General features: G+C 69.8%; 17 protein-coding genes and 2 tRNA genes. 9 read left to right on the top strand and 10 right to left on the bottom strand.

Annotation, left to right across the window (positions count from 1 at the left end; genetic code table 11):
* Positions 1–43 precede the first annotated feature (43 nt).
* The 6 genes from ACFXBC_RS10925 to ACFXBC_RS10900 form a co-directional block, all read right to left on the bottom strand.
* Positions 44–116, bottom strand: a tRNA-Glu gene (locus ACFXBC_RS10925).
* Positions 117–162: 46 nt separating this feature from the next.
* Positions 163–234: transfer RNA gene (locus tag ACFXBC_RS10920), tRNA-Gln, on the bottom strand.
* Between the two features lie 85 nt (positions 235–319).
* Positions 320–1,039 carry an HAD family hydrolase gene (locus tag ACFXBC_RS10915; RefSeq protein WP_385021606.1) on the bottom strand — a complete coding sequence of 240 codons (720 nt, stop codon included), beginning with the start codon at positions 1,037–1,039 and terminating at the stop codon, positions 320–322.
* A 214-nt stretch (positions 1,040–1,253) separates the two neighbouring features.
* Entirely contained in the window at positions 1,254–2,750 is a 1,497-nt protein-coding gene (gltX, locus tag ACFXBC_RS10910; RefSeq protein ID WP_385021603.1) for a glutamate--tRNA ligase, read from the bottom strand.
* Positions 2,743–3,528 carry a fumarylacetoacetate hydrolase family protein gene (locus ACFXBC_RS10905; RefSeq protein ID WP_385021600.1) on the bottom strand — a complete coding sequence of 262 codons (786 nt, stop codon included), beginning with the start codon at positions 3,526–3,528 and terminating at the stop codon, positions 2,743–2,745. The genes gltX and ACFXBC_RS10905 overlap by 8 nt, the downstream gene beginning before the upstream one ends.
* 87 nt (positions 3,529–3,615) lie before the next feature.
* Positions 3,616–3,810 carry a hypothetical protein gene (locus tag ACFXBC_RS10900; RefSeq protein WP_385021597.1) on the bottom strand — a complete coding sequence of 65 codons (195 nt, stop codon included), beginning with the start codon at positions 3,808–3,810 and terminating at the stop codon, positions 3,616–3,618.
* A 589-nt stretch (positions 3,811–4,399) separates the two neighbouring features.
* Here ACFXBC_RS10900 and ACFXBC_RS10895 point away from each other — a divergent pair.
* The 8 genes from ACFXBC_RS10895 to ACFXBC_RS10860 all read left to right on the top strand — a co-directional run bounded on the left by ACFXBC_RS10895 (position 4,400) and on the right by ACFXBC_RS10860 (position 15,178).
* Complete coding sequence (locus ACFXBC_RS10895) at positions 4,400–8,458, top strand: nitrate- and nitrite sensing domain-containing protein (protein WP_385021594.1); 4,059 nt, start codon at positions 4,400–4,402, stop codon at positions 8,456–8,458.
* Positions 8,459–8,467: 9 nt separating this feature from the next.
* Entirely contained in the window at positions 8,468–8,881 is a 414-nt protein-coding gene (locus tag ACFXBC_RS10890) for a roadblock/LC7 domain-containing protein (RefSeq protein ID WP_164260060.1), read from the top strand.
* 118 nt (positions 8,882–8,999) lie between these two features.
* Positions 9,000–9,407, top strand: a complete 408-nt coding sequence (locus ACFXBC_RS10885) for a DUF742 domain-containing protein (protein ID WP_164259976.1) — start codon at positions 9,000–9,002, stop codon at positions 9,405–9,407.
* Positions 9,388–9,969 carry an ATP/GTP-binding protein gene (locus tag ACFXBC_RS10880; protein ID WP_385021590.1) on the top strand — a complete coding sequence of 194 codons (582 nt, stop codon included), beginning with the start codon at positions 9,388–9,390 and terminating at the stop codon, positions 9,967–9,969. The genes ACFXBC_RS10885 and ACFXBC_RS10880 overlap by 20 nt, the downstream gene beginning before the upstream one ends.
* Before the next feature lie 366 nt (positions 9,970–10,335).
* Positions 10,336–13,542 (top strand): nitrate- and nitrite sensing domain-containing protein, encoded by a 3,207-nt coding sequence (locus ACFXBC_RS10875; protein WP_385021587.1) that lies wholly within the window; start codon positions 10,336–10,338, stop codon positions 13,540–13,542.
* A 10-nt stretch (positions 13,543–13,552) separates the two neighbouring features.
* Positions 13,553–13,966 carry a roadblock/LC7 domain-containing protein gene (locus ACFXBC_RS10870; RefSeq protein ID WP_164260062.1) on the top strand — a complete coding sequence of 138 codons (414 nt, stop codon included), beginning with the start codon at positions 13,553–13,555 and terminating at the stop codon, positions 13,964–13,966.
* 89 nt (positions 13,967–14,055) lie between these two features.
* Positions 14,056–14,616: a DUF742 domain-containing protein gene (locus ACFXBC_RS10865; RefSeq protein ID WP_385021584.1), complete on the top strand. Its 561-nt coding sequence runs from the start codon at positions 14,056–14,058 to the stop codon at positions 14,614–14,616.
* Positions 14,597–15,178, top strand: coding sequence for an ATP/GTP-binding protein (locus ACFXBC_RS10860; protein WP_014048542.1), 582 nt, complete (start codon positions 14,597–14,599; stop codon positions 15,176–15,178). The genes ACFXBC_RS10865 and ACFXBC_RS10860 overlap by 20 nt, the downstream gene beginning before the upstream one ends.
* A 132-nt stretch (positions 15,179–15,310) precedes the next feature.
* Here the strand turns inward: ACFXBC_RS10860 and ACFXBC_RS10855 are convergent, their stop codons facing one another.
* The 4 genes from ACFXBC_RS10855 to ACFXBC_RS10840 all read right to left on the bottom strand — a co-directional run bounded on the left by ACFXBC_RS10855 (position 15,311) and on the right by ACFXBC_RS10840 (position 20,509).
* A complete protein-coding gene (locus ACFXBC_RS10855; protein ID WP_385021581.1) occupies positions 15,311–15,517 on the bottom strand; it encodes an acyl-CoA carboxylase subunit epsilon in 207 nt (68 codons plus the stop codon).
* A 67-nt stretch (positions 15,518–15,584) separates the two neighbouring features.
* Positions 15,585–17,168 (bottom strand): acyl-CoA carboxylase subunit beta, encoded by a 1,584-nt coding sequence (locus ACFXBC_RS10850; protein ID WP_385021578.1) that lies wholly within the window; start codon positions 17,166–17,168, stop codon positions 15,585–15,587.
* Positions 17,169–17,368: 200 nt separating this feature from the next.
* On the bottom strand, positions 17,369–19,780 hold the full coding sequence (locus tag ACFXBC_RS10845; RefSeq protein WP_385021575.1) for a polysaccharide lyase 8 family protein: 2,412 nt from the start codon (positions 19,778–19,780) through the stop codon (positions 17,369–17,371).
* 165 nt (positions 19,781–19,945) lie between these two features.
* On the bottom strand, positions 19,946–20,509 hold the full coding sequence (locus ACFXBC_RS10840; protein WP_385021572.1) for a hypothetical protein: 564 nt from the start codon (positions 20,507–20,509) through the stop codon (positions 19,946–19,948).
* 255 nt (positions 20,510–20,764) lie between these two features.
* Between ACFXBC_RS10840 and ACFXBC_RS10835 the strand changes: the two genes are divergently transcribed.
* Positions 20,765–21,373 carry a YceI family protein gene (locus ACFXBC_RS10835; protein WP_385021569.1) on the top strand — a complete coding sequence of 203 codons (609 nt, stop codon included), beginning with the start codon at positions 20,765–20,767 and terminating at the stop codon, positions 21,371–21,373.
* Positions 21,374–21,570 lie beyond the last annotated feature (197 nt).

The following is a 21,570-nucleotide window of genomic DNA, read 5'->3' as shown; positions in this document are numbered from 1 at the left end:
AGTCGGCCGGGTGCGACCCTGATCGACTCACGGGAAGGATCTGTACCCCCGACCGGATTCGAACCGGCGCTACTGCCGTGAGAGGGCAGCGTGCTAGGCCGCTACACAACGGGGGCTTGTACTGCGAGACGTACTGCAAGATGCGTTACTGCTGATCCTGCGCTGGGCTACCAGGACTCGAACCTAGAATGACGGTACCAGAAACCGTTGTGTTGCCAATTACACCATAGCCCAATGAAACGCAACCCCTCAGGGGTCTTGTTCCGCTCGCGCTGTCCGCTCCGGCCTTTCGGCCCGCTCGGGCGGCGCAGAAAGAACATTACCCGAAGGTGGACGGCGCTCCAAAACGGGTATCGCCCCGCAGCAGCCCGGGAAGCCGGTCCAGCGCGGTGATCCGGTCCAGTTCGGGCCGTCCGCCGAGGTCGGCCCGGTCCAGCCAGACCGCCCGCAGACCCGCCGCGAGCGCCCCCGCGGCGTCGATGTCCGGATGGTCTCCCACGTACAGCACCTCGGCCGGATCGAGCCGCATGGCGTCACAGGCGGCCTGGAAGGCGCCGGCCGCCGGCTTGGCCACCCCCAGGTCGGCGGCGCAGACCAGTATCTCGAACCGGTCGCGTATGCCGAGGGTGCGGAGCTTGCGGTCCTGGTTGTGGGCGGCCGAGTTCGAGAGGAGGCCGTGCCGGTAGCCGGACGCGAGGGCGTCGAGCGCCGGGACGGTGTCCGGGAAGAGCGCCCAGGCGGCCTCGTAGTGCGCCAGGTGCCGGGCGAACCAGGCGTCGGCCTCCTGGTCGCTCAGCTCCGTACCGGTGAAGATCCGCACCCGCTCACGGCGCTGGCCCTCCCAGTCGGTCTCCCCCGCGGCGAATCTCGCCCACTGTGCGTCGGTGATCTCCCGCCAGCGCACGAGGGCCTGCTCGACGGAGGTGTATCCGTCGGGCAGGCCCTCGGCCTTCAGATGCTCCCGCAGCCCCGTACGGTCGGCGCTGGTGTAGTCGAAGATCGTGTCGTCGATGTCCCAGAGGACCGCTCGGATGGGCATATGCACCAGCTTAGGGTCTGTCCGGCCGATCTTCGTGGATCAGTCCGCGGCGTCTGGTGCGGTGCCTCGCAAGGCGGAGGATCGCCCCTGTACTGGACGTACCGGGGCGACTCCGACAACGCCGCGAGGAATGGGGTCTCCCCTGTTCGAGCGCAGCCGAGAACTTGGGGAAGTGCCAGGCGTCGCGGGCCCACGAAGATCGGCCGGACAGACCCTAGGCGGCCAGCTTCGCCAGTGCCGCGTCGATCCGCTCCAGTGAGCGCTCCCGGCCCAGGATCTGCAGGGACTCGAAGAGCGGCAGGCCGACCGTGCGGCCGGTGACCGCGACGCGGACGGGCGCCTGGGCCTTGCCGAGCTTCAGTCCGTGCTCCTCACCGGCCGCGAGCACGGCCGCCTTGAGCGCGTCGGGGCTGGTCCAGTCGGCGTCGGCGAGGCGGGCGCGGGCCGTGGTGAGCAGGGCCACCGGGTCGCCCTTCATCGCCTTCGCCCAGGACGCCTCGTCCTCGACCGGCCGGTCCAGGAAGAGGAAGTCCACATTGGCCGTGATGTCCGAGAGGACAGTGACGCGGGTCTGCGCGTACGGGGCGATGGCCTCCCACGCCGCCCGGTCGAAGTTCTCCTCCGGCCAGTTGGCGTGCGGGGCGCGCAGCCAGGGCGTGCATGCCTCTGTGAAGGACGCCACGTCCAGCAGCCGGATGTGGTCGGCGTTGATCGCCTCGGCCTTCTTGAGGTCGAAGCGGGCCGGGTTGCCGTTCACGTCCGCGATGTCGAACTTCTCGACCAGGTCGGCGAGCGAGAAGACGTCCTGGTCGGCCGAGAACGACCAGCCGAGGAGGGACAGGTAGTTGAGCAGCCCCTCGGGGAGGAAGCCCCGCTCGCGGTAGAGGTTGAGGGACGCCTCGGGGTCGCGCTTGGAGAGCTTCTTGTTGCCCTCCCCCATCACGTACGGCAGGTGGCCGAAGAGCGGGATCTCCTTGGCGGCGCCGATGTCGATCAGCGCCTTGTAGAGCGCGATCTGGCGCGGCGTCGAGGAGAGCAGGTCCTCGCCGCGCAGGACGTGCGTGATCTCCATCAGCGCGTCGTCGACCGGGTTGACGAGGGTGTAGAGCGGGGCGCCGTTGGCCCGGACGATGCCGTAGTCCGGCACGTTCTCCGGGGTGAAGGTCAGCTCGCCGCGGACCAGGTCGTCGAAGGTGATCGTCTCGTCGGGCATCCGGAAGCGGACGATGGAGGTGCGGCCCTCGGCCTTGTACTCCTCGATCTGCCCGGCGCTGAGGTCGCGGCAGTGGCCGTCGTACCCGGAGGGCCGGCCGGCCTTGCGGGCGGCGTCACGGCGCTCGTCGAGCTCGGCGGTGGTGCAGTAGCAGTCGTAGGCGTGGCCGGCGTCCTGGAGCCGCTTCGCGATGTCCGCGTAGATGTCCATGCGCTGCGACTGGCGGTACGGCGCGTGGGGGCCGCCCTTCTCGTCCGGCCCTTCGTCCCAGTCCAGGCCGAGCCAGCTCAGCGAGTCGAGCAGCTGGTGGTACGACTCCTCGGAGTCGCGGGCCGCGTCGGTGTCCTCGATGCGGAAGACCATGGTGCCGCCGGTGTGCCGGGCGAAGGCCCAGTTGAACAGGGCGGTACGGACCAGGCCCACATGGGGGTTGCCGGTCGGGGAGGGACAGAACCGTACGCGGGGGGTTGCCCCGGCCGGGGTGTTCGCGTTAGCCACGCTTGATCACCTTGTTGGTGAGAGTGCCGATGCCTTCGATGGAGACGGCGACCTCGTCGCCGACGTTGAGCGGTCCGACGCCCGCCGGGGTGCCGGTCAGGATGACGTCTCCGGGGAGCAGTGTCATGGCGTCGGAGATGTTGACGATCAGATCCGCGACGGAGTGGATCATCTCGCTGGTGCGGCCGAGCTGGCGCTGGGCTCCGTTGACCGTGGCCTGGATGGTCAGGTCGGACGGATCGAGGCCGGTCTCCACCCAGGGGCCGAGCGGGCAGGAGGTGTCGAAGCCCTTGGCCCTGGCCCACTGCTTCTCACGCTTCTGGACGTCGCGCGCGGTGACGTCGTTGGCGCAGGTGTAGCCGAAGACGACGTCCTTGACGCGGTCGTGCGGGACCTCACGGCACATCCGGCCGATCACCACGGCCAGTTCGGCCTCGTGGTGCAGCTCGCTGGAGAAGGAGGGGTACTCGATGGCGTCGCCCGAGCCGATCACCGATGTGGTGGGCTTGAGGAAGGCGAACGGCACGTCCGGGACCGCGTTGCCGAGTTCCGCCGCGTGGTCCGCGTAGTTGCGGCCGAAGGCCACGACCTTGTTGGGGAGCACGGGGGGCAGCAGCCGGACCTTGCTCAGCGGCACCTTGACACCGGAGAGCTCGAAGTCGGAGTACGGGATGCCCTTGATGATGTCGAGGACGAGGTCACCCGAGGGATCGGAGCCCTCGCCCTCGACCACGCCGAAGGCGACATTGCCGTCGATGGAGAATCTGGCGATGCGCACGAGTGCTGTCGCCCCTCACTTACTGGCTGGAGTTCTGACGCTCCAGGCTAACGCGGGTGGCGGGGGCCGCACCGCGACGACCTCGCCTCACTCGGCGGCGGTGACCTGCGGTTGGACGGGCGCTTCCATCAGGACGGTGCGGCGCGGGTTGGCGGTCACGGCCGGCAGGGTCGCGGCGTGCTCCGGCTGCTCGGGGCGGTGCAGCTGGCCGGCGTCCGTGAGGTGGGCGAGCGTGGTGCGGCGGGGGTTGGCAATGTTGCGGGACAACGTCGTCGTCTTCATCTGTTCGTGAGGCCCTGTCGGTCGGGCGCCGCCGGGGCGCCGGTTGTCGGATTCGCCATCCCTGTAAAGCATCAGGCTAAACATCTGATTCCCCGGGGAAGCGCGGGGCCGACAACGATCTAGGTGTGAGTTTGCTCACGAATTGACTGGCATTTGGGACATTACGGGCCGTCAACGCCCCTTCAGTAAGCGGACATTACCGGTGTGAACCGTTCATTCCGCCCCTGATCATCGCGACTGGGACACCCCTGACGCGTAAGTGGTACGTAAACAAAAGTCCGATTCATCCGGGCTGAATTTCTACACCAGGTGATTCGGTGCTCACACCGTGTCAATCACGTCACAGCCCTGTACTCGGGCCTTGTTGGAGATCCGTCCCTGTGCTGGAATTCCACGCACTGCCGCGCAGTCTTTGTGAAAACACAGGCAGGCCGGCGCACGAAGGGCGCGACGCAGCGCCGAGTGGCGGCGGTAAAGGGGGAGAACACGCCGGTCACTGACGACCACCATGGGGCGCGCCGCGCCCCACAACTCGACACCGTTCCGCCGCCTGTGCGGGGGAACGCCTGGTCCAGAGGTTGCGACGCTAGTGCAGGGACGTTTCAAGAGGGATGGCACGGGGTCACCCCAGGCCCGCCAGGGTCGAGGGGAAGCCGCGGCTGAACAGGAGCCTCGCGGCGGAGCCGACCGCGGTTCCTCGGCCCAGCACGCCCAGACTCCCCCGACCCCCCAGAAGCAGGGACCGGAACCGGCCGGCGGTGAGTCCAGGGCGACGCCCCAGGCCAAACCGAAGTCCAAGGGCCCGTCCGGCACGGGCTCGCGGATGGCCCTGCGCAACTGGCGCATCAGTACCAGGCTGGTCTCCCTGCTGGCGCTGCCCGTCGTCGCCGCGACCACCCTCGGTGGTCTGCGGATCAACGACTCGCTGGACAAGATGCAGCAGCTGGACCACATGCAGCTGCTCACCCAGATGACCAAGCAGGCGACCGAGCTGGCCGCCGCGCTCCAGGAGGAGCGCGACAAGTCCGCCGGTCCGCTGTCGCACGGTGCCAAGGCCAACGACTTCAACGTCGAGGAGCCCCGCAAGAAGACCGACCTCGCCGACCAGGCGTTCCTGGCGGGCACCGCGGACTTCGACAGTGCGAAGCGCGACGACTCGATCGAGTCGATCCGCGGCAGCCTCCGGGGCATCGCCACCAAGCTGACCCGTCTCAAGGCCATCCGGGCCGACGCGTACCAGGGCAAGGCCACCACCTCGCAGACGGTCAACGAGTACAGCGAGCTGATCGACTCGCTGCTCGGCCTCTCCCAGGACATGGCCCAGGCGACCGCCAACCCCGAGATGATCAAGCGGACCCGTGCCCTGGCTGCCTTCTCCTCCGCGAAGGAGTACGCGTCGATCCAGCGGGCGGTCATCGCCGCCGCACTGCCGACGAGCAACAAGGGCCACGGCCACCTGGAGGAGAGCGACCGGCTCTTCGCCAAGTCCGCCATGCAGAGCGAGGAGGACGAGCTCAAGTCCTTCAAGCTGGTCTACGCGGGCAACGCGGCGGACCTGACCGCGCCGCTGGACACCGGCAACCCGGAGATCACCGCCGCCAACCTGTACGCGAAGCACGTCCTGGAGAACAAGAGCGGTCTGGACAGCCAGGCCCCGCGTTCGTACAAGGACTGGTACGACGCGGACAGCAACCGCATCACGGCCATGAAGACCATCGAGGCCACGCTGCTCGGCGAGATGGAGCAGAAGGCCCGCGAGCTGCGCAACGACGCCGAGCGCGAGGCGATCATCAACGCCGCGCTCATCGTGCTGGTGCTCGGTGTCTCACTGGTCGGCGCCTACGTCGTGGCCCGGTCCATGATCCGTTCGCTGCGGCGGCTGCAGGACACCGCGACCAAGGTCGCGAGCGAGCGCCTTCCCGAGCTGGTCAAGCAGCTCTCCGAGACCGACCCGCAGGACGTCGACACCTCCGTGGAGTCCGTCGGTGTGCACAGCCGGGACGAGATCGGAAAGGTCGCCACGGCCTTCGACGACGTGCACCGCGAGGCCGTCCGGCTCGCCTCCGAGCAGGCCATGCTGCGGGGCAACGTCAACGCGATGTTCACCAACCTCTCGCGCCGCAGCCAGGGCCTCATCCAGCGCCAGCTCTCGCTCATCTCCGAGCTGGAGTCCCGCGAGGCGGACCCGGACCAGCTGTCCTCGCTCTTCAAGCTCGACCACCTCGCGACCCGTATGCGACGCAACGGTGAGAACCTCCTGGTCCTCGCCGGTGAGGAGCCCGGCCGCCGGTGGACCCGCCCGGTGCCGCTGGTCGACGTGCTCCGCGCCGCCGCGTCCGAGGTGGAGCAGTACGAACGCATCGAGCTGGCCGCGGTGCCCGCGACCGAGGTCGCCGGACGCGTCGTCAACGACCTCGTGCACCTGCTCGCCGAGCTGCTCGAAAACGCCACGTCGTTCTCGTCGCCGCAGACCAAGGTCCGCGGGACCGGTCCCGCGCTGCCCGACGGACGGGTGCTCGTCGAGATCCACGACACCGGTATCGGCCTCTCCCCCGAGGACCTCGCCGCGATCAACGAGCGGCTCGCTTCGCCGCCCACCGTGGACGTCTCCGTCTCCCGGCGCATGGGTCTGTTCGTGGTCGGCCGGCTCTCGCTGCGCCACGGCATCCGTATCCAGCTCCGTCCCTCCGACTCCGGTGGTACGACCGCGCTGGTCATGCTGCCCGTCGATGTCGCCCAGGGCGGCAAGAAGGCTCCGGCCAAGCCGGGTGTGCCCGGTGGCCAGCAGCCGCAGGGGCAGCTGGGGCAGTCGCAGCAGCGCCAGGGGCAGTCCCCGTCTCCGCAGAACGCGGGCGTCCCGGGCCGCACCGGTGCGGGTGCCGCCGCGGGCGCGGGCGCTGGTGCTCCTCGCGGTCAGGTCTCCGGCCCGGGGCCGCGCGCCGCGCTGCCCTCCCGCGACGGCGACCGTTCGATCCAGCCCGGAGGCCCCCGCCAGCAGGGTCAGCCGCAGGGCGGTTCCGCGCCCGCACCGTCGGTGAACGCCTTCGGCGCGGGGGCACCCATGCCGCGCCGGGGCGCCCAGGGCGGCCGCGGCGGCCCCGGCGATGCTCCGGGGCACGGCAATGGTCCGCAGCGCCCGCAGCAGCCCGGGGACGGTATGTTCCAGCCCCCGGCCGGACGTCAGCAGCAGCTGCCGCCCACCGGCGGCCCGCGCGCGGAGCTGCCGGGTGGCAACCCCGTACCGCAGGCCCGCGGCCCGCAGTCGCCGCAGGACCCGCAGCAGCCGCAGAACCCCCGGCAGCCGCAGACTCCGCAGCGTTCGCAGAGCACCAGCTGGGGCAATGAGCTGCCGCAGCGGGGGGCGCAGGACCAGCCGCGCGGACACGAGGAGCCGGACTCCGGCGCCTTCGGTGCCGGCGCGGGCTCCGGTGCGAACAGCACGAACGGCTCCGGCATCAGCGCCTCGGGCGCCCAGTACCGCCAGCCGATGCGCCCGCTGCGCCAGTCCGGCGAACGCTCACCGGCGGACGACCTCTTCGCGGGGCGCCCGGCCGGCAACGGCCCGAGCGGCAACGGTCCGGGCAACAGCCCGGCCGGCAACGACCCGTTCGGCGGCAACGCGTTCGGCAACGACCCCTTCGGTACCGGCCGGCAGACCGACGACCGGCTCTCCGCCGAGCGCCAGGGGCCGGGCTCCACCGCCGAGTTCCAGCGTCCGGACTTCAACGGCCCGCCGCCCGGGAACACCGGCCGGTTCGAGCGTGCCGATGTCTTCGAGCGTCCGGATGTCCGCGGCCCGCGGCGTCCGCAGATACCCCAGACGCCGCAGACGCCCCAGATACCCCAGTCGCCGCAGACACCGCAGCAGGACGGCGGCCCGTTCCGGGGCGGCCCGTTCCAGGACGAGCGGTCCCCCCAGGACCCGTTCCAGGGCGACCCGTTCCAGGGCGACCGGTACCAGGACTCCCCGCAGCAGGGCGCCCCCTACCAGGACCGGCAGCAGCAGCCGCAGGACCCGGCGTCCACGGCGCAGTTCCCGCGAGCCGAGCTCTCGGACTTCGGGGCTTTCGACCCGCCCCGTCCGCAGGCCCCTTCGGAGCCTTCCGGCGGCGCCCCGAACCAGCGCGGCGACGCGGACTTCGGCGCCCCGCGCCCGCCCGCGCCGCAGAGCCTCCCCGCGCAGCCGCAGTACGACGCGCTGCCGCCGGCGGCCGACCCCGGCGACGGGCGCACCCCGCTCTACGACACCCTGGAGACCAACTGGTTCCACGGCGCGCAGTCCGCGAGGAACGCCCAGCCGCAGGAACCGGCCGCTCCGCAGCAGCCCGAGCCGGCCGCGCAGCCCAGTGACCCGATGGCGCAGACCGCCCCCGGCAGCAACTGGCGGGCGTCGCCCAACGACGAACTCGTACGGCAGGCCGAGCGGGCTAAGAAGCCCGCCGCCGGTGGTGTCACCACATCCGGTCTGCCCCGGCGCGTGCCGCGCGCCAATCTGGTGCCCGGCACCGCACAGCAGCAGGCCCACCAGGCCGGTCCGCAGGTTTCGCGTGCGCCCGACGACGTACGCGGCCGGCTGACCAACCTCCGGCGTGGCATCCAACAGGGTCGCCAGGCCGGAACCGGCCCCTCTCACCAGCAGGAGCACTAGTTGAGTCCGATGAGCCAGGCGGCGCAGAATCTGAACTGGTTGATCACGAACTTCGTGGACAACACCCCAGGGGTTTCCCACACCGTGGTGGTCTCGGCCGACGGGCTTCTGCTGGCCATGTCCGAAGGCTTTCCGCGTGACCGTGCCGACCAGCTGGCGGCCGTAGCCTCCGGGCTGACCTCGCTCACCGCGGGGGCCTCCCGGATCTTCGAAGGCGGCGAAGTCGCCCAGACCGTGGTGGAGATGGAGCGCGGCTTCCTCTTCCTCATGTCGGTCTCGGACGGCTCCTCGCTCGCCGTGCTCTCCCACCCGGACTGCGACATCGGTCTGGTCGGGTACGAGATGGCCCTGCTCGTCGACCGGGCGGGCAGCGTGCTCACCCCGGACCTGCGGGCCGAACTCCAGGGGAGCCTGCTCCACTAGACACGTCCCCCACAGGTTCAGCCCGTACGTTCATCAACCACCGTCCCGGCCGCATCCCGCCCCCCACCGGCCCAGTCAGACGGCACTCGGACTCATCGCTGTCACGCCCGGAGGATCCATGACCCCGCCCCCCGCCTCGCACGATCCGTACGGCGTGCTGCACGACGCGTCGTACGACAGTGAGGGCGACCAGCCACTGGTACGTCCGTACGCCATGACCGGCGGCCGGACCAGGCCCCGCTACCAGCTCGCCATAGAGGCGCTGGTCAGCACCACGGCCGACCCGGTGCACCTCGCGGGCCTGCTCCCCGAGCACCAGCGGATCTGCCATCTGTGCCGTGAGGTCAAGTCGGTGGCCGAGGTGTCGGCGCTGCTCTCGATGCCGCTGGGGGTGGCGCGGATCCTCGTGGCCGACCTGGCGGAGGCCGGCATGGTGGCGATCCACCAGCCGGGCAACGGAGAGGCCGGCGGCACGCCGGACGTGACACTGCTCGAAAGGGTGCTCAGTGGACTTCGCAAGCTCTAGCAGCGCGCCGGCCAGATCGACCACTTCGGCGAAGATCGTGGTGGCAGGGGGCTTCGGCGTGGGCAAAACCACGTTCGTCGGCGCCGTCTCGGAGATCAACCCGCTGCGTACCGAGGCCGTCATGACGTCCGCTTCGGCGGGCATCGACGACCTCACACACACCGGGGACAAGACCACCACCACGGTGGCCATGGACTTCGGACGCATCACCCTCGACCAGGACCTCATCCTCTACCTGTTCGGCACCCCAGGACAGGACCGCTTCTGGTTCATGTGGGACGACCTCGTACGCGGCGCCATCGGCGCCGTCGTCCTCGTCGACACCCGCCGCCTTTCCGACTGCTTCCCCGCCGTCGACTACTTCGAAAACTCAGGACTCCCCTTCGTCATCGCCCTCAACGGCTTCGACGGACACCAGCCCTACACCCCCGACGAAGTACGCGAAGCCCTCCAGATCGGCCCCGACACCCCCATCCTCACCACCGACGCACGACACCGCGCAGATGCAAAGAGCGGACTCATCACGCTCGTCGAGCACGCACTGATGGCACGTCTCAAGTAGTCATCCGGCTACGGCAGTTGCCGTAGCCGATCTGGGGCGGACTGTGGGCTTTGACACGATCCGCCCCCATGTTCATAACGTTTCGACAGAGAATTCACCGACTGCGGACACCCGTTGCATCCGCACGGTGCCGCTCTGCACACAGCGGTCTCTGCTTTTGGCGCCGCTCGCTCTTTTTGACCGTTTTATCTGAGGCATACGCCACTCGGTGCGGCGGGTTCCAGCTGTTTGGAGCCACGCCGCCCGACGTGCTGGAATTCGGCGAACTCCCGAGTAGGACCGTCTCCGTTCGACGGCCGGTCCGAGTACGGCTCTGAACGATGGACGGCACACCGCAGGTGCCGACGCCGAGAGGTTGTTGGTCGAGTGAGGCGAAGCAGGAAGAGCTCCGCGGCGGAGCAGAAGCGGGGGAACTTCACGCCGCCGTCGCAGTCGGCGGCGTCTCCTGCCGACCGTTCCGCGGCCGCTGTCCGCGGCGCCGGGAAGCGCGGCGGCCGGCTGTCGCCGCCGAACTGGCGCGTGCCCACGAAGCTCAACGCCATTCTGCTGATCCCGGTCGTCGTCGGCCTGGTCATGGGCTCGTTCCAGGTGAAGAGCTCGATCACTACCTGGAATGACGCACGGGACGCCGAACGGGTTGCACTCGTCGTACGGGCAGCTTCGGCGTACAGCGAGAGGCTGCTTGAGGAGCGCGACACCACTGCGGAGCCGCTGCTCTCCAACAAGCGCACCGGCAACATCACCGTCAAGGACGCCTACCGCCGCACCGACGAGGCCGCCAGGTCCTTCGACACCGCGGTGAAGAAGCTGCCGAGGACCAGGGGTCTGGAGCGCCGGCTCCAGCTCTTCCGCAAGGAGGAGCCCACCCTCGGCACGCTGCGCAAGACCGCGTACACCGAGGCGATGGACCCGGTGAAGACCGAAGAGGGCTACGTCAGGGTCCAGCACTCGCTGATGGAGTTCTCCAATGAACTCGGTCTCGGCACGGGCAACATCACCAGCTACGGCCGCACGGTCTACGCGATCCAGCTGGCCCAGGCAGCAGAATCGCTTCAGCGCTCCATCGGTACGCATCTGCTGGTACGCCCGAGCCAGGACCCCGCGACCTTCCAGGCGCAGGTCGTCGCGTTCAACTCGTACAACTACCTGGAACAGATCGCCCTCCAGGAGTACCTCTCCGGCGGCACCGAGGAGGACGCGGCCGGTCTGAAGCGGTCGATGGCCGACCAGGCCGCCGCCGCCAAGGGCTATGCCGCCCGCGACAAGAAGGCGGCGGCCGGGTCGAAGAAGCACTATGTGACCCCGCCGTCCAAGGGCGGGTCGATGTTCGACGGCATCGCGGCCGAGATCGGCAGGGGCCGGACGCCTGCGGCGCTGAAGGCCAAGGGCATCGACGCGGAGTCCTGGGCCATCGCGGCGGGCACCCGGTTCAACGGCTACAGCACGGTCGAGAAGAACCTGGTCGACAAGGCGGTCGGCGATGCGGCGTCCATCTCGCACGACGCGAAGAACGACGCCATCACCAACGGCGCCGTCGTCCTGGTCGCCCTGCTGGTCGCCTTCGTCCTGGCCGGGATGATGGCCCGCCAGATGAGCCGGGCCATGCGCCGGCTGCGCACCGCCGCCTTCGGAGTGGCCGAGCAACGCCTGCCGATGCTCGTCGACCAGCTCTCGCGTACGGAGCCGGGCCGGGTGGACACCCGGGTCGAGCCCATCCCGATCCACACCCGGGACGAGATCGGCGAGGTGGCACGGGCCTTCGACCAGGTGCACCGCGAGGCCGTCAGGCTCGCGTCCGAGCAGGCCATGCTCCGGGGCAACGTCAACGCGATCTTCACCAACCTCTCGCGGCGCAACCAGTCGCTCATCGAGGGCCAGCTGACCCTGATCACCGATCTGGAGAACAACGAGGCCGAGCCCGAGCAGCTGGAGAGCCTCTTCAGGCTCGACCACCTCGCGACCCGGATGCGGCGCAACGGCGAGAACCTTCTCGTCCTGGCGGGCGAGGAGCCGGGGCGGCGCTGGAACCAGCCGGTCCCGCTGGTCGATGTGCTCAGGGCCGCCTCGTCCGAGGTGGAGTCGTACGAGCGCATCGAGCTGACCGGGGTCCCCGAGACCGACATCCACGGGCAGTCCGTCACCGACCTGGTGCATCTGCTCGCCGAGCTGCTTGAGAACGCCACCACGTTCTCCTCTCCGCAGACCAAGGTGCGCGTCGCGGCGACCCGGCTGCCGGACGGCCGGGTGATGATCGAGATCCATGACAAGGGCATCGGCCTCACCGCCGAGGACTTCGCGGACATCAACCACAAGCTGGCCAACCCGCCGACCGTGGACGCGGCGATCTCGCAGCGTATGGGGCTGTTCGTGGTCGGGCGTCTCGCCGACCGGCACGGCGTACGCGTCCAGCTGCGCCCCTCGGGCGAGCAGGCGGGCACCACATCGCTGGTCATGCTCCCCGACGCCATCACCCACGGCGGGGGCGGCGATCCGCTGCCGTCGGACGACTTCAGCGTCTCCTCGATCATTCCGGAGCAGCAAAGGGACCAGCAGTCGTTCCCACCGGCTCCGCAGCGCACGGCGGCCGAACTCGGCTTCGACGACGCCCGTTACGGTGACGGCGGGCCGCGCCGCCTCGACCCGGTCAACCGCTCGCTGCTGCGCGAGGAGCGCCGCGCGGCGCTGGAGGGCGGGCACGAGGCCGACGGCAGGCCGCTCTTCCGCGACGAGGTGCCGGGGCAGGGCCAGCAGTACGGGCAGGGGCAGTTCCCGGACCAGCAGCAGTACGGGCAGGGCCGGTATCCGCAGCAGGAGCACCCGGCGCAGTACGGCAACGGCTCTGCACAGTACGGCCAGGAGCCGCGGTACGACAGCGCGTTCGAGCAGTCGTCCCCGCAGGGCGACTGGGCTGGTCAGGCCACGTACCAGAGCGGTTTCGGGTCGGTCTACCAGCCGGAGGCGGATTCTGTACAGGGCGCTCCCGCAGCCGCTTCCGAGCGCGTAGGCTTCGACCGTCCGGGACCGTCTCCGAGCACCTCACACGAACTGACCGACGCCGGCCTTCCCCGCCGCGGCGGTCAGCAGGTCCCGAAGGCGGCCCCCGGAGCACAGCAGTCCGGCCAGCAGCACTCCGGTCAGCAGCAGGGCCGGCCGTGGTCCGGGCAGCAGCAGTCCGGTCAGGGAACTTCCGGTCCGTCCCAGGCCGGAGAGCAGGATCCAGCGGAGCGGAACGACGGGGAGGAGAACGGGGAGAGCAGCCGGCCGGACGACTGGCGTTCGTCGAACGACGAGCGCTGGCAGCGGGCGGACCAGCTGCGCGAGCCGAAAGCGGGCGGGGTCACCCCCTCCGGTCTCCCCCGGCGGGTGCCCAAGGCCAACCTGGTCGAGGGCAAGGCTGAGCAGACCCCGCAGGGCGGCCCCCAGGTCTCCCGCGCACCCGAGGACGTCCGGGGCAGGTTGAGCAATCTGCGCCGCGGTGTCCTGCGGGGGCGCAACGAAGGTAGTGACACGAACGGTCAGGCCACCGGGAATCACCACGGCGGTCCTGACAGCACCTACAACCAGGAGCGTTAGTGTGAGCCCGATGAGCCAGGCGGCGCAGAACCTGAACTGGTTGATCACCAACTTCGTGGACAACACCCCCGGGGTGTCCCACACAGTGGTGGTCTCCGCCGACGGACTCCTTCTGGCGATGTCCGAGGGGTTCCCGCGTGACCGTGCCGACCAGCTGGCGGCCGTAGCCTCCGGGCTGACCTCGCTCACCGCGGGGGCGTCCCGGATCTTTGAGGGCGGTCATGTCAACCAGACCGTCGTGGAGATGGAGCGCGGCTTCCTCTTCATCATGTCCGTCTCCGACGGCTCCTCGCTCGCCGTCCTCGCCCACCCCGAGGCCGACATCGGTCTGGTGGGTTACGAGATGGCCCTTCTGGTGGACCGCGCGGGCAGTGTGCTGACCCCGGATCTCCGTGCCGAACTGCAGGGCAGTCTTCTCAACTAGCAAACAGACAGTGCGTTTCTCGCCACCGCGCCATAGGGTGCGGTGGCGCGGCTCCACAGGAACAGCGACGGGCAGTCGGAGGAGGAAACGTGGCAACACCCCCAGGCGGTCACCCTTACTACGGTGAACAGCAGGTTCCGGACGAGTTCGACCGGACCCGTTTCGGCTTTCCCTCCACGCCGGGCAGACACGGCACACAGCCCCACCAGCAGCCGCAGCCCCCGTCGCCGTACGACGAGCCGCCGCGCATCCAGCCGGTGCAGCCGCACTGGACGCCGCAGCAGCAGCCCGACCCGGCCCCGGCCGCCCACAATCCCCTGGTGCGGCCGTACGCCATGACCGGCGGCCGGACCAGGCCGCGGTACCAGCTCGCCATCGAGGCACTGGTCAGTACCACGGCGGAACCGTCACAGCTGCAAGGGCAGTTGCCCGAGCACCAGCGGATCTGCCGGCTCTGTGTCGAGATCAAGTCTGTTGCCGAGATCTCGGCTCTTCTTACGATTCCTCTCGGCGTCGCCCGGATCCTCGTCGCCGATCTGGCGGAGGCCGGGCTCGTCGCCATCCATCAGCCCGGCGGCGACGATGCCGCCGGCGGCCAGCCAGACGTGACACTGCTCGAAAGGGTGCTCAGTGGACTTCGCAAGCTCTAGCGGCGGTGCAGCCCGCTCCACTACCTCCGCGAAGATCGTGGTGGCAGGGGGCTTCGGCGTGGGCAAAACCACGTTCGTCGGCGCCGTCTCGGAGATCAACCCGCTGCGTACCGAGGCCGTCATGACGTCCGCTTCGGCGGGCATCGACGACCTCACACACACCGGGGACAAGACCACCACCACGGTGGCCATGGACTTCGGACGCATCACCCTCGACCAGGACCTCATCCTCTACCTGTTCGGCACCCCAGGACAGGACCGCTTCTGGTTCATGTGGGACGACCTCGTACGCGGCGCCATCGGCGCCGTCGTCCTCGTCGACACCCGCCGTCTCGCCGACTGCTTCCCCGCCGTCGACTACTTCGAAAACTCAGGACTCCCCTTCGTCATCGCCCTCAACGGCTTCGACGGACACCAGCCCTACACCCCCGACGAAGTACGCGAAGCCCTCCAGATCGGCCCCGACACCCCCATCCTCACCACCGACGCACGACACCGCGCGGACGCGAAGAGCGCGCTGATCACGCTCGTCGAGCACGCACTGATGGCACGTCTGCGTTAGGTCCTGGTCCCGGGCCGTCCCCGGTAGTACAGCTCGCACAGCGGAAAGGCCCGCACCCTCCGGAGAGAGGGTGCGGGCCTTCGCTGTGGGCGGGTACCGGCGGGCCGGTTCAGCCCTGCCAGGAGTGCGGGCTCAGCCCTGCCAGGAGTGCGGGGCCCGGAAGCCCCGGGAGCGCTCCAGGCGGCGCCAGCCCGCCGTGGTGGAGCGCGGGTGCGCCGGGGCCTCGGGGCGGCTGCCTGCGCGGGCCAGCAGGATCGCGGTGATCGCGGCCAGCTCCTCCGGCTCCGCGTGGCCCTTCTCGACGCGGAGCAGCGATGCGGCGGCGGTGGGAGTACTCAAGGTGTTTCCCCTTACTGAGACGGGCCGGGACGTGCCGGAAGTGAGCTGGGAGAGGTACGGCGGGCGCCTACTGCGGCGGGTTGCCGTGCTTGCGGGAGGGAAGGTCGGCGTGCTTGGTCCGCAGCATCGCGAGTGAGGCGATGAGGACCTCGCGGGTCTCGGCCGGGTCGATGACATCGTCCACGAGCCCGCGCTCGGCCGCGTAGTACGGGTGCATCAGCTCGGCCTTGTACTCCTTGACCATCTTCTGGCGCATCGCGTCCGGGTCCTCGGCCTCCGCGATCTGCTTGCGGAAGATGACGTTGGCCGCGCCCTCGGCGCCCATCACCGCGATCTCGTTGGTCGGCCAGGCGTAGGTGAGGTCGGCGCCGATGGACTGGGAGTCCATGACGATGTACGCGCCCCCGTACGCCTTGCGCAGGATCAGCGAGATCCGGGGCACCGTCGCGTTGCAGTACGCGTACAGCAGCTTGGCGCCGTGGCGGATGATCCCGCCGTGCTCCTGGTCCACACCCGGCAGGAATCCGGGCACGTCCAGGAGGGTGACGATCGGGATGTTGAACGCGTCGCACATCTGGACGAAGCGGGCGGCCTTCTCGGACGCCTCGATGTCCAGGACGCCCGCCAGGGACTGCGGCTGGTTCGCCACGATGCCGACGACCTGGCCGTCGAGCCGGGCCAGGGCGCAGATGATGTTGCGCGCCCAGCGCTCGTGGACCTCCAGGTAGTCGCCGTCGTCGACGAGCTCCTCGATGACCTGGTGCATGTCGTAGGGGCGGTTGCCGTCGGCCGGCACCAGGTCGAGCAGCCGCTCCGAGCGGCGCTCGGCCGGGTCGTCGCTGGGGTGCGAGGGCGGGTTCTCGCGGTTGTTCGAGGGCAGCATCGAGATGAGGTAGCGGACCTCGGCGATGCAGGTCTCCTCGTCGTCGTACGCGAAGTGGCACACCCCGGAGGTCTCGGCGTGCACATCGGCGCCGCCGAGACCGTTCTGGGTGATCTCCTCGCCGGTCACCGCACGCACCACGTCGGGGCCCGTGATGAACATCTGCGAGGTCTCGCGGACCATGAACACGAAGTCCGTCAGGGCGGGGCTGTAGGCCGCGCCGCCGGCGCACGGGCCGAGCATCACGCTGATCTGCGGGATCACGCCCGATGCCCGGGTGTTGCGCTGGAAGATCCCGCCGTATCCGGCGAGCGCCGAGACGCCCTCCTGGATACGGGCGCCCGCGCCGTCGTTCAGCGACACCAGCGGCGCACCCGCCGAGATCGCCATGTCCATGATCTTGTGGATCTTGGTGGCGTGAGCCTCGCCCAGCGCGCCGCCGAAGATCCGGAAGTCGTGTGCGTAGACGAAGACCGTCCGGCCCTCGACCGTGCCCCATCCGGTGATCACACCGTCGGTGTACGGCTTCTTCGCCTCCAGGCCGAATCCGGTCGCCCGGTGCCGGCGCAGCTGTTCGACCTCCTTGAACGAACCCGGGTCCACCAGGAGCTCGATGCGCTCGCGCGCGGTGAGCTTGCCCTTCGCGTGCTGGGTCTCGGTCGCTCGCTCGCTGGGCCCTCGCCTGGCCTGCTCGCGCAGCGCCAGCAGTTCGGCCACCCGTCCGCGTGCGTCGGTGGGCTCGCTCGCGGTCTCGTCCAAAACGGTCATGTTCCGACCCTACGAACTGCGCCAAGAAAATACGCAGTGGACTTCGCACAGTCTCCGGGCCAGTTTCCTGGCCGCCCTGGACAGAAGAGCCCGGCCGCGCAGCCCAAGTGCCAGCCCAGGACCACCCTGGATTGTGGAACCCCCACAAGAGTTCCAGGAGCGGTGCCTGGCGGACGGGAGCGCGGCCGGGGCCGGACGGCTCAGCCAAGGACGACCTCGCAGGCGTGTGTCGCGCCCGCCGTTCCCGGGGTGATCCGCAGCCGCAGCGCGTGGCCGGTCGAGATGACCTGTACGGAGGGATCGGCACTGGTCACCCGGCGTACCGGCTGTTTCCAGACGATCTCCACCGGCTTTCCGGTGCGCGGCGGCTCGCTGATGTGCAGGGTGGCGGTGTGCCGCTTGCTCCGCACCAGCACGCTCGACGGAGCGGATGCGGTGAGCGGGCCCACCGTACCCGCCTGCCAGAAGTTCGCCGCTGTCAGCCCCAGTGAGCGGACGGCGACCGCCTGCCGGGACGCCGTGTTGGCCAGTACCTCCAGCCAGCGGCGGTCGGCGGCGCGGGCCGCGAGCGTACGCCGGGAGGCCCCCGGCATCAGCAGATAGGCGTAGGAGGCGTCCACCGGGTCCGTACCGTGATCGAGCCAGAGGGTCTGGAAGGTGCGGGTCTGCTTCTCGGTCGAGCTGGTGGTGTTGATGTCGTGCCAGGCCCCGGTGCGGGCCTCGCGCCGGGTGTGCAGTGCGTCGGTGCCGCCGGGGAAGACCCAGCCGCCGTGCCCGGCGAGATGGGCCCAGTGCGGGCGGCGGCGGTCGTCCAGGGTGAACGCGCCTCTGCCGCCGGCTCCGAGGTTGCGGTTGTCGACCACGGTCTCGACCGGAACCCCGTCGGTGGCGGTGATCCCCGCGCCGAGGCAGATCACCGTGTCCGCGACGCAGAACCAGGACTTACGGGCCTGGAGCGTGGAGAGCAGCCCCTTCACATGCTGGCCGACGGCCGCGAACTCCCCGTCACTGGCCCCGCCCACCCACTGGACGGCGGGCTTGGCGGCGCCCCACTCCCCGCCCGCCTCGTCGGCAAGCCGCTTGGTCGACACGGTCGTCCCCGGCATCCGGTACGGGTCGACGGTGGGCCAGAACCAGTCCGTGTAGTGGTCGTTCGCCTGCTGCCCGGGCCACCAGTACAGCATTCCGGCGCCGGTGTGCCAGCCGTGCAGGTTCTCGCCGTTGCCGCACTCGTAGTACGAGATCCGCTCGGAGGACATCGAGATGTTCGCCGCCCAGCCGTGGCGGCGGTGCACCGCGCGGTCCATGGAGGCGAAGAGGCGGTGGGCGACCGGCTCGGGGGCCGCGGCCACCGGTGCGTGGGCGACCGCCGAGAGCCGGGAGAGGTCGGCGACACCGAACTGCGGCGAGGTGAGGATCGGTGTGGTGGTGTCCCGCTCGATCCAGCCCTTGATCATCGACTGCCAGCGCAGCCGCTCCGCGTCCGGCGCGCCGCCGGCTATCACCGCCATGGCGGCTATCAGCCCCTTGCCGTGGAAGTGGTCGCTGCGCATCACGTGCTGGTCGTCGGCGGCCAGGTAACCGCGGCTGACCGCACGCCCGTTGACGCTGTCCATGGCCAGGCCGTTGTAGATGATGGGCGCATAGGCGTTCTCGACACTGTCCAGGATGACCTGCCGGTTCGGGTCGGTGACGTCCCAGGTGGATCCGGCGAGCAGGGTGAAGAGCCGGCCGAGGCCGTCCAGCATGACCTGACCGTAGGTGCCCGAGTAGGCGATCGTCGTGTGCTGGATGAACGAGCCGTCGGGGTAGAGCCCGTCGCCCGTGGTGACGTACGGGAAGACGGGCGAGAGCGCGTCGCGGGCCAGCGCGATCTTCTCCGCGGAGCGGCCGTTCACGCCGCGCATGGCGACCGAGCGGCAGAGGTCGACCCGGTTGGCGCCGGTCGACGTACCGGAGTAGTCGGCGAGCACCGAGTCGGGGATGAAGTGGTCGACGGCGGCGCAGGCTGCCTGGATCTGCGTGTCGGTGAGGTGGTCGTAGAGGGCGGCCACCAGGTCCATCAGAAGCCGGGGGCTGCCGATCTGCCACTCCCACCAGTTGCCGTAGACCTTGGTGGCGGGGTGGTAGATCTTCGCCGAGAGATGGTCGATGCCGGTGATCACATCGGTGAGCAGTCCGGCGTCGCCGGTGAGTCCGGTGCCGTCCTGGAGGTACGCCTGGGTCATCGTCCACAGCCGGGTGTAGCTCTGGGTGATACCGGCCGGCGGGTCGAACGGGGAGTCCGGCCAGAGGGACTTGTCCGTCGGCGCCATCGACGCCCTTACCTGCGCGGCGAGTTGACCGGTGGCCTTCAGCCGGGAGGCGTACGGCTCGGCGGTCGCGTCGTAGCCGGAGCCGAGCGCGAGGTCCAGCCAGCGGCCGCGCAGTGTCGCGAACTCGTCGTCGGAGCCGGTGCCCGCGGCGGTGGCCGTCCGCCCCGTGGACGGCGCGGCCGGCGCGACCGGCGCGGCCGGGGCGGCGTTCGCGTACGGGACGGCCGTGAGGGTGAGCGCGCCGGCGCCCGCGGACGAGAGGAAGGCGCGGCGGGACCAGGGGGGCAGCGAGGGCACAGGGGACTCCCGGAAGAAGGGGGCGTGGGTCTGCTAACCGCTGGTGTAGCAGGGCCTCAACGGCCGGGCAATGGTCTGGACAACATGAACAGAAAGCGCTTGCCCCCGCTTGCTCCCGGATCACCGTGAACCGGGAGCAAGCGCTTTCCGCAACGGGCTCCGGCGTCAGCAGCCACCGCAGTTGTAGAACGTGACATCCCAGTGGCTGCCCTCGTCCGCGTACACATTGCCCGCGCCGGACTTCCACTGCGGGTAGCCGTCACCGCGCAGACCGATGTACGTGAACGTGTTCTTGACGTAGTTCGTCAGACAGGTCGTCTTGCCGATGTCGAGCTTGTAGCCGTTCCAGTGGGAGTACGTGCCGGACGCATGGCCGGTCTCGGTGCCGCCCGTGATGTTCATGGCACAGCCGAGTGCGCCCTTGAGGGTCTGGGCGCCCTGCGCGGTGGCCAGGTTGAGCTGGTCGAAAGAGGTGCAGGTCGCCACGGACCGGTCGGAGCAACCGCCGGACGACGACCAGGTGATGCCGGACGAGCGGAACATCGAAGTGGCCGTCGCATGGCTGATCTTGGTGGCGGCGAAGGCGTCGGTGGCGCCCCCGATGACGCCGGTACCCGGAGCGAACAGCACGCCGATGACGAGCGCGAGCGCGGCGAGCACCGGACGGAGCGGGCGCGCCGTACGGACCTCGCCGCCTCGGCCTGCCGGGCGGAGCGGGCGGATCTTCATGGGTTTCCCTCCTGCTGATGACCGTGATGACCGTGATGGAACGGGTTGTTCATGGGCCGGCTGTGCAGGTGGAGCGGGACAGATGGTGCCGCAGCTCTACGCGCGTCCGCCAGAGGGCGTCCTCCCCGCATCCCGCTCCCGGCGGATCCCTGTCGGACAGAGATGTTGAATTTTGAACCAGATATGCCTACAGTGCATCTGGTTGAAGGTTAAACAACCTTGATCGCGACCGCAGCCACCACCCGAGGAGGAGCCATGGCTCTGTTCAACCGCAAGTCCCCCGCCGCCCCGGCCGCCACCACCACCCTCCCGGTGGACCCCGCCCTGGCCGCCCTGTCCGGTGACTACAGCATCGACCCGGCACACAGCTCCATCGGCTTCACCGTGCGCCACGCCATGGTGACCAACGTGCGCGGCTCCTTCACCGAGCACGAGGGCACCCTGCACCTGGACGGCTCCGACCCGGCGAAGTCCACCGCGGCCATCGACATCCGCATCGAGAGCATCGACACCGGGATGGCGGACCGCGACGGCCATCTGCGCAGCGGCGACTTCTTCGACGCCGAGCAGTTCCCGCACATGACGTTCCGCTCCACGCGCGCCGAGCAGCTCGGCGGCGACGCGTACCGCATCGTCGGCGACCTGACCATCAAGGACGTCACCAAGCCGCTCTCCATCGACCTGGAGTTCCACGGCGCGGCCACCGACGTCTACGGCAACCAGCGCGTCGGCTTCGAGGGCAGCACCGAGATCCTCCGCTCCGACTGGGGCCTGACCTGGAACGCCGCACTGGAGACCGGTGGCGTCATGGTCAGCGACAAGGTCAAGCTGACCTTCGACATCTCGGCGATCAAGACGGCCTGACCCGGCGCGGCGGTCCTCGCGGCGACCCGGACTCGACCGGTTACGCCGTCCCGCCCTCGGCCGGTCAGACCGGCCCGCCCGGCCCGGACACCCGAGTCGCCCCGGTCACGGCCCGGTTGCCGCTCCCCGCTCCCGCCGGGGGGCCCCGCGCCCCGCCCCGGGGGGGCCCCCGCGCGCGCCGGAACCCGGGGGCCCGC

Origin of the sequence: Streptomyces sp. NPDC059398 (genome assembly GCF_042751845.1) — a bacterium.
In the GTDB taxonomy this organism is placed as follows: domain Bacteria; phylum Actinomycetota; class Actinomycetes; order Streptomycetales; family Streptomycetaceae; genus Streptomyces.
Note: the sequence above shows the minus strand (reverse complement) of the source record. Positions and strands in the feature narration are given on the sequence as shown.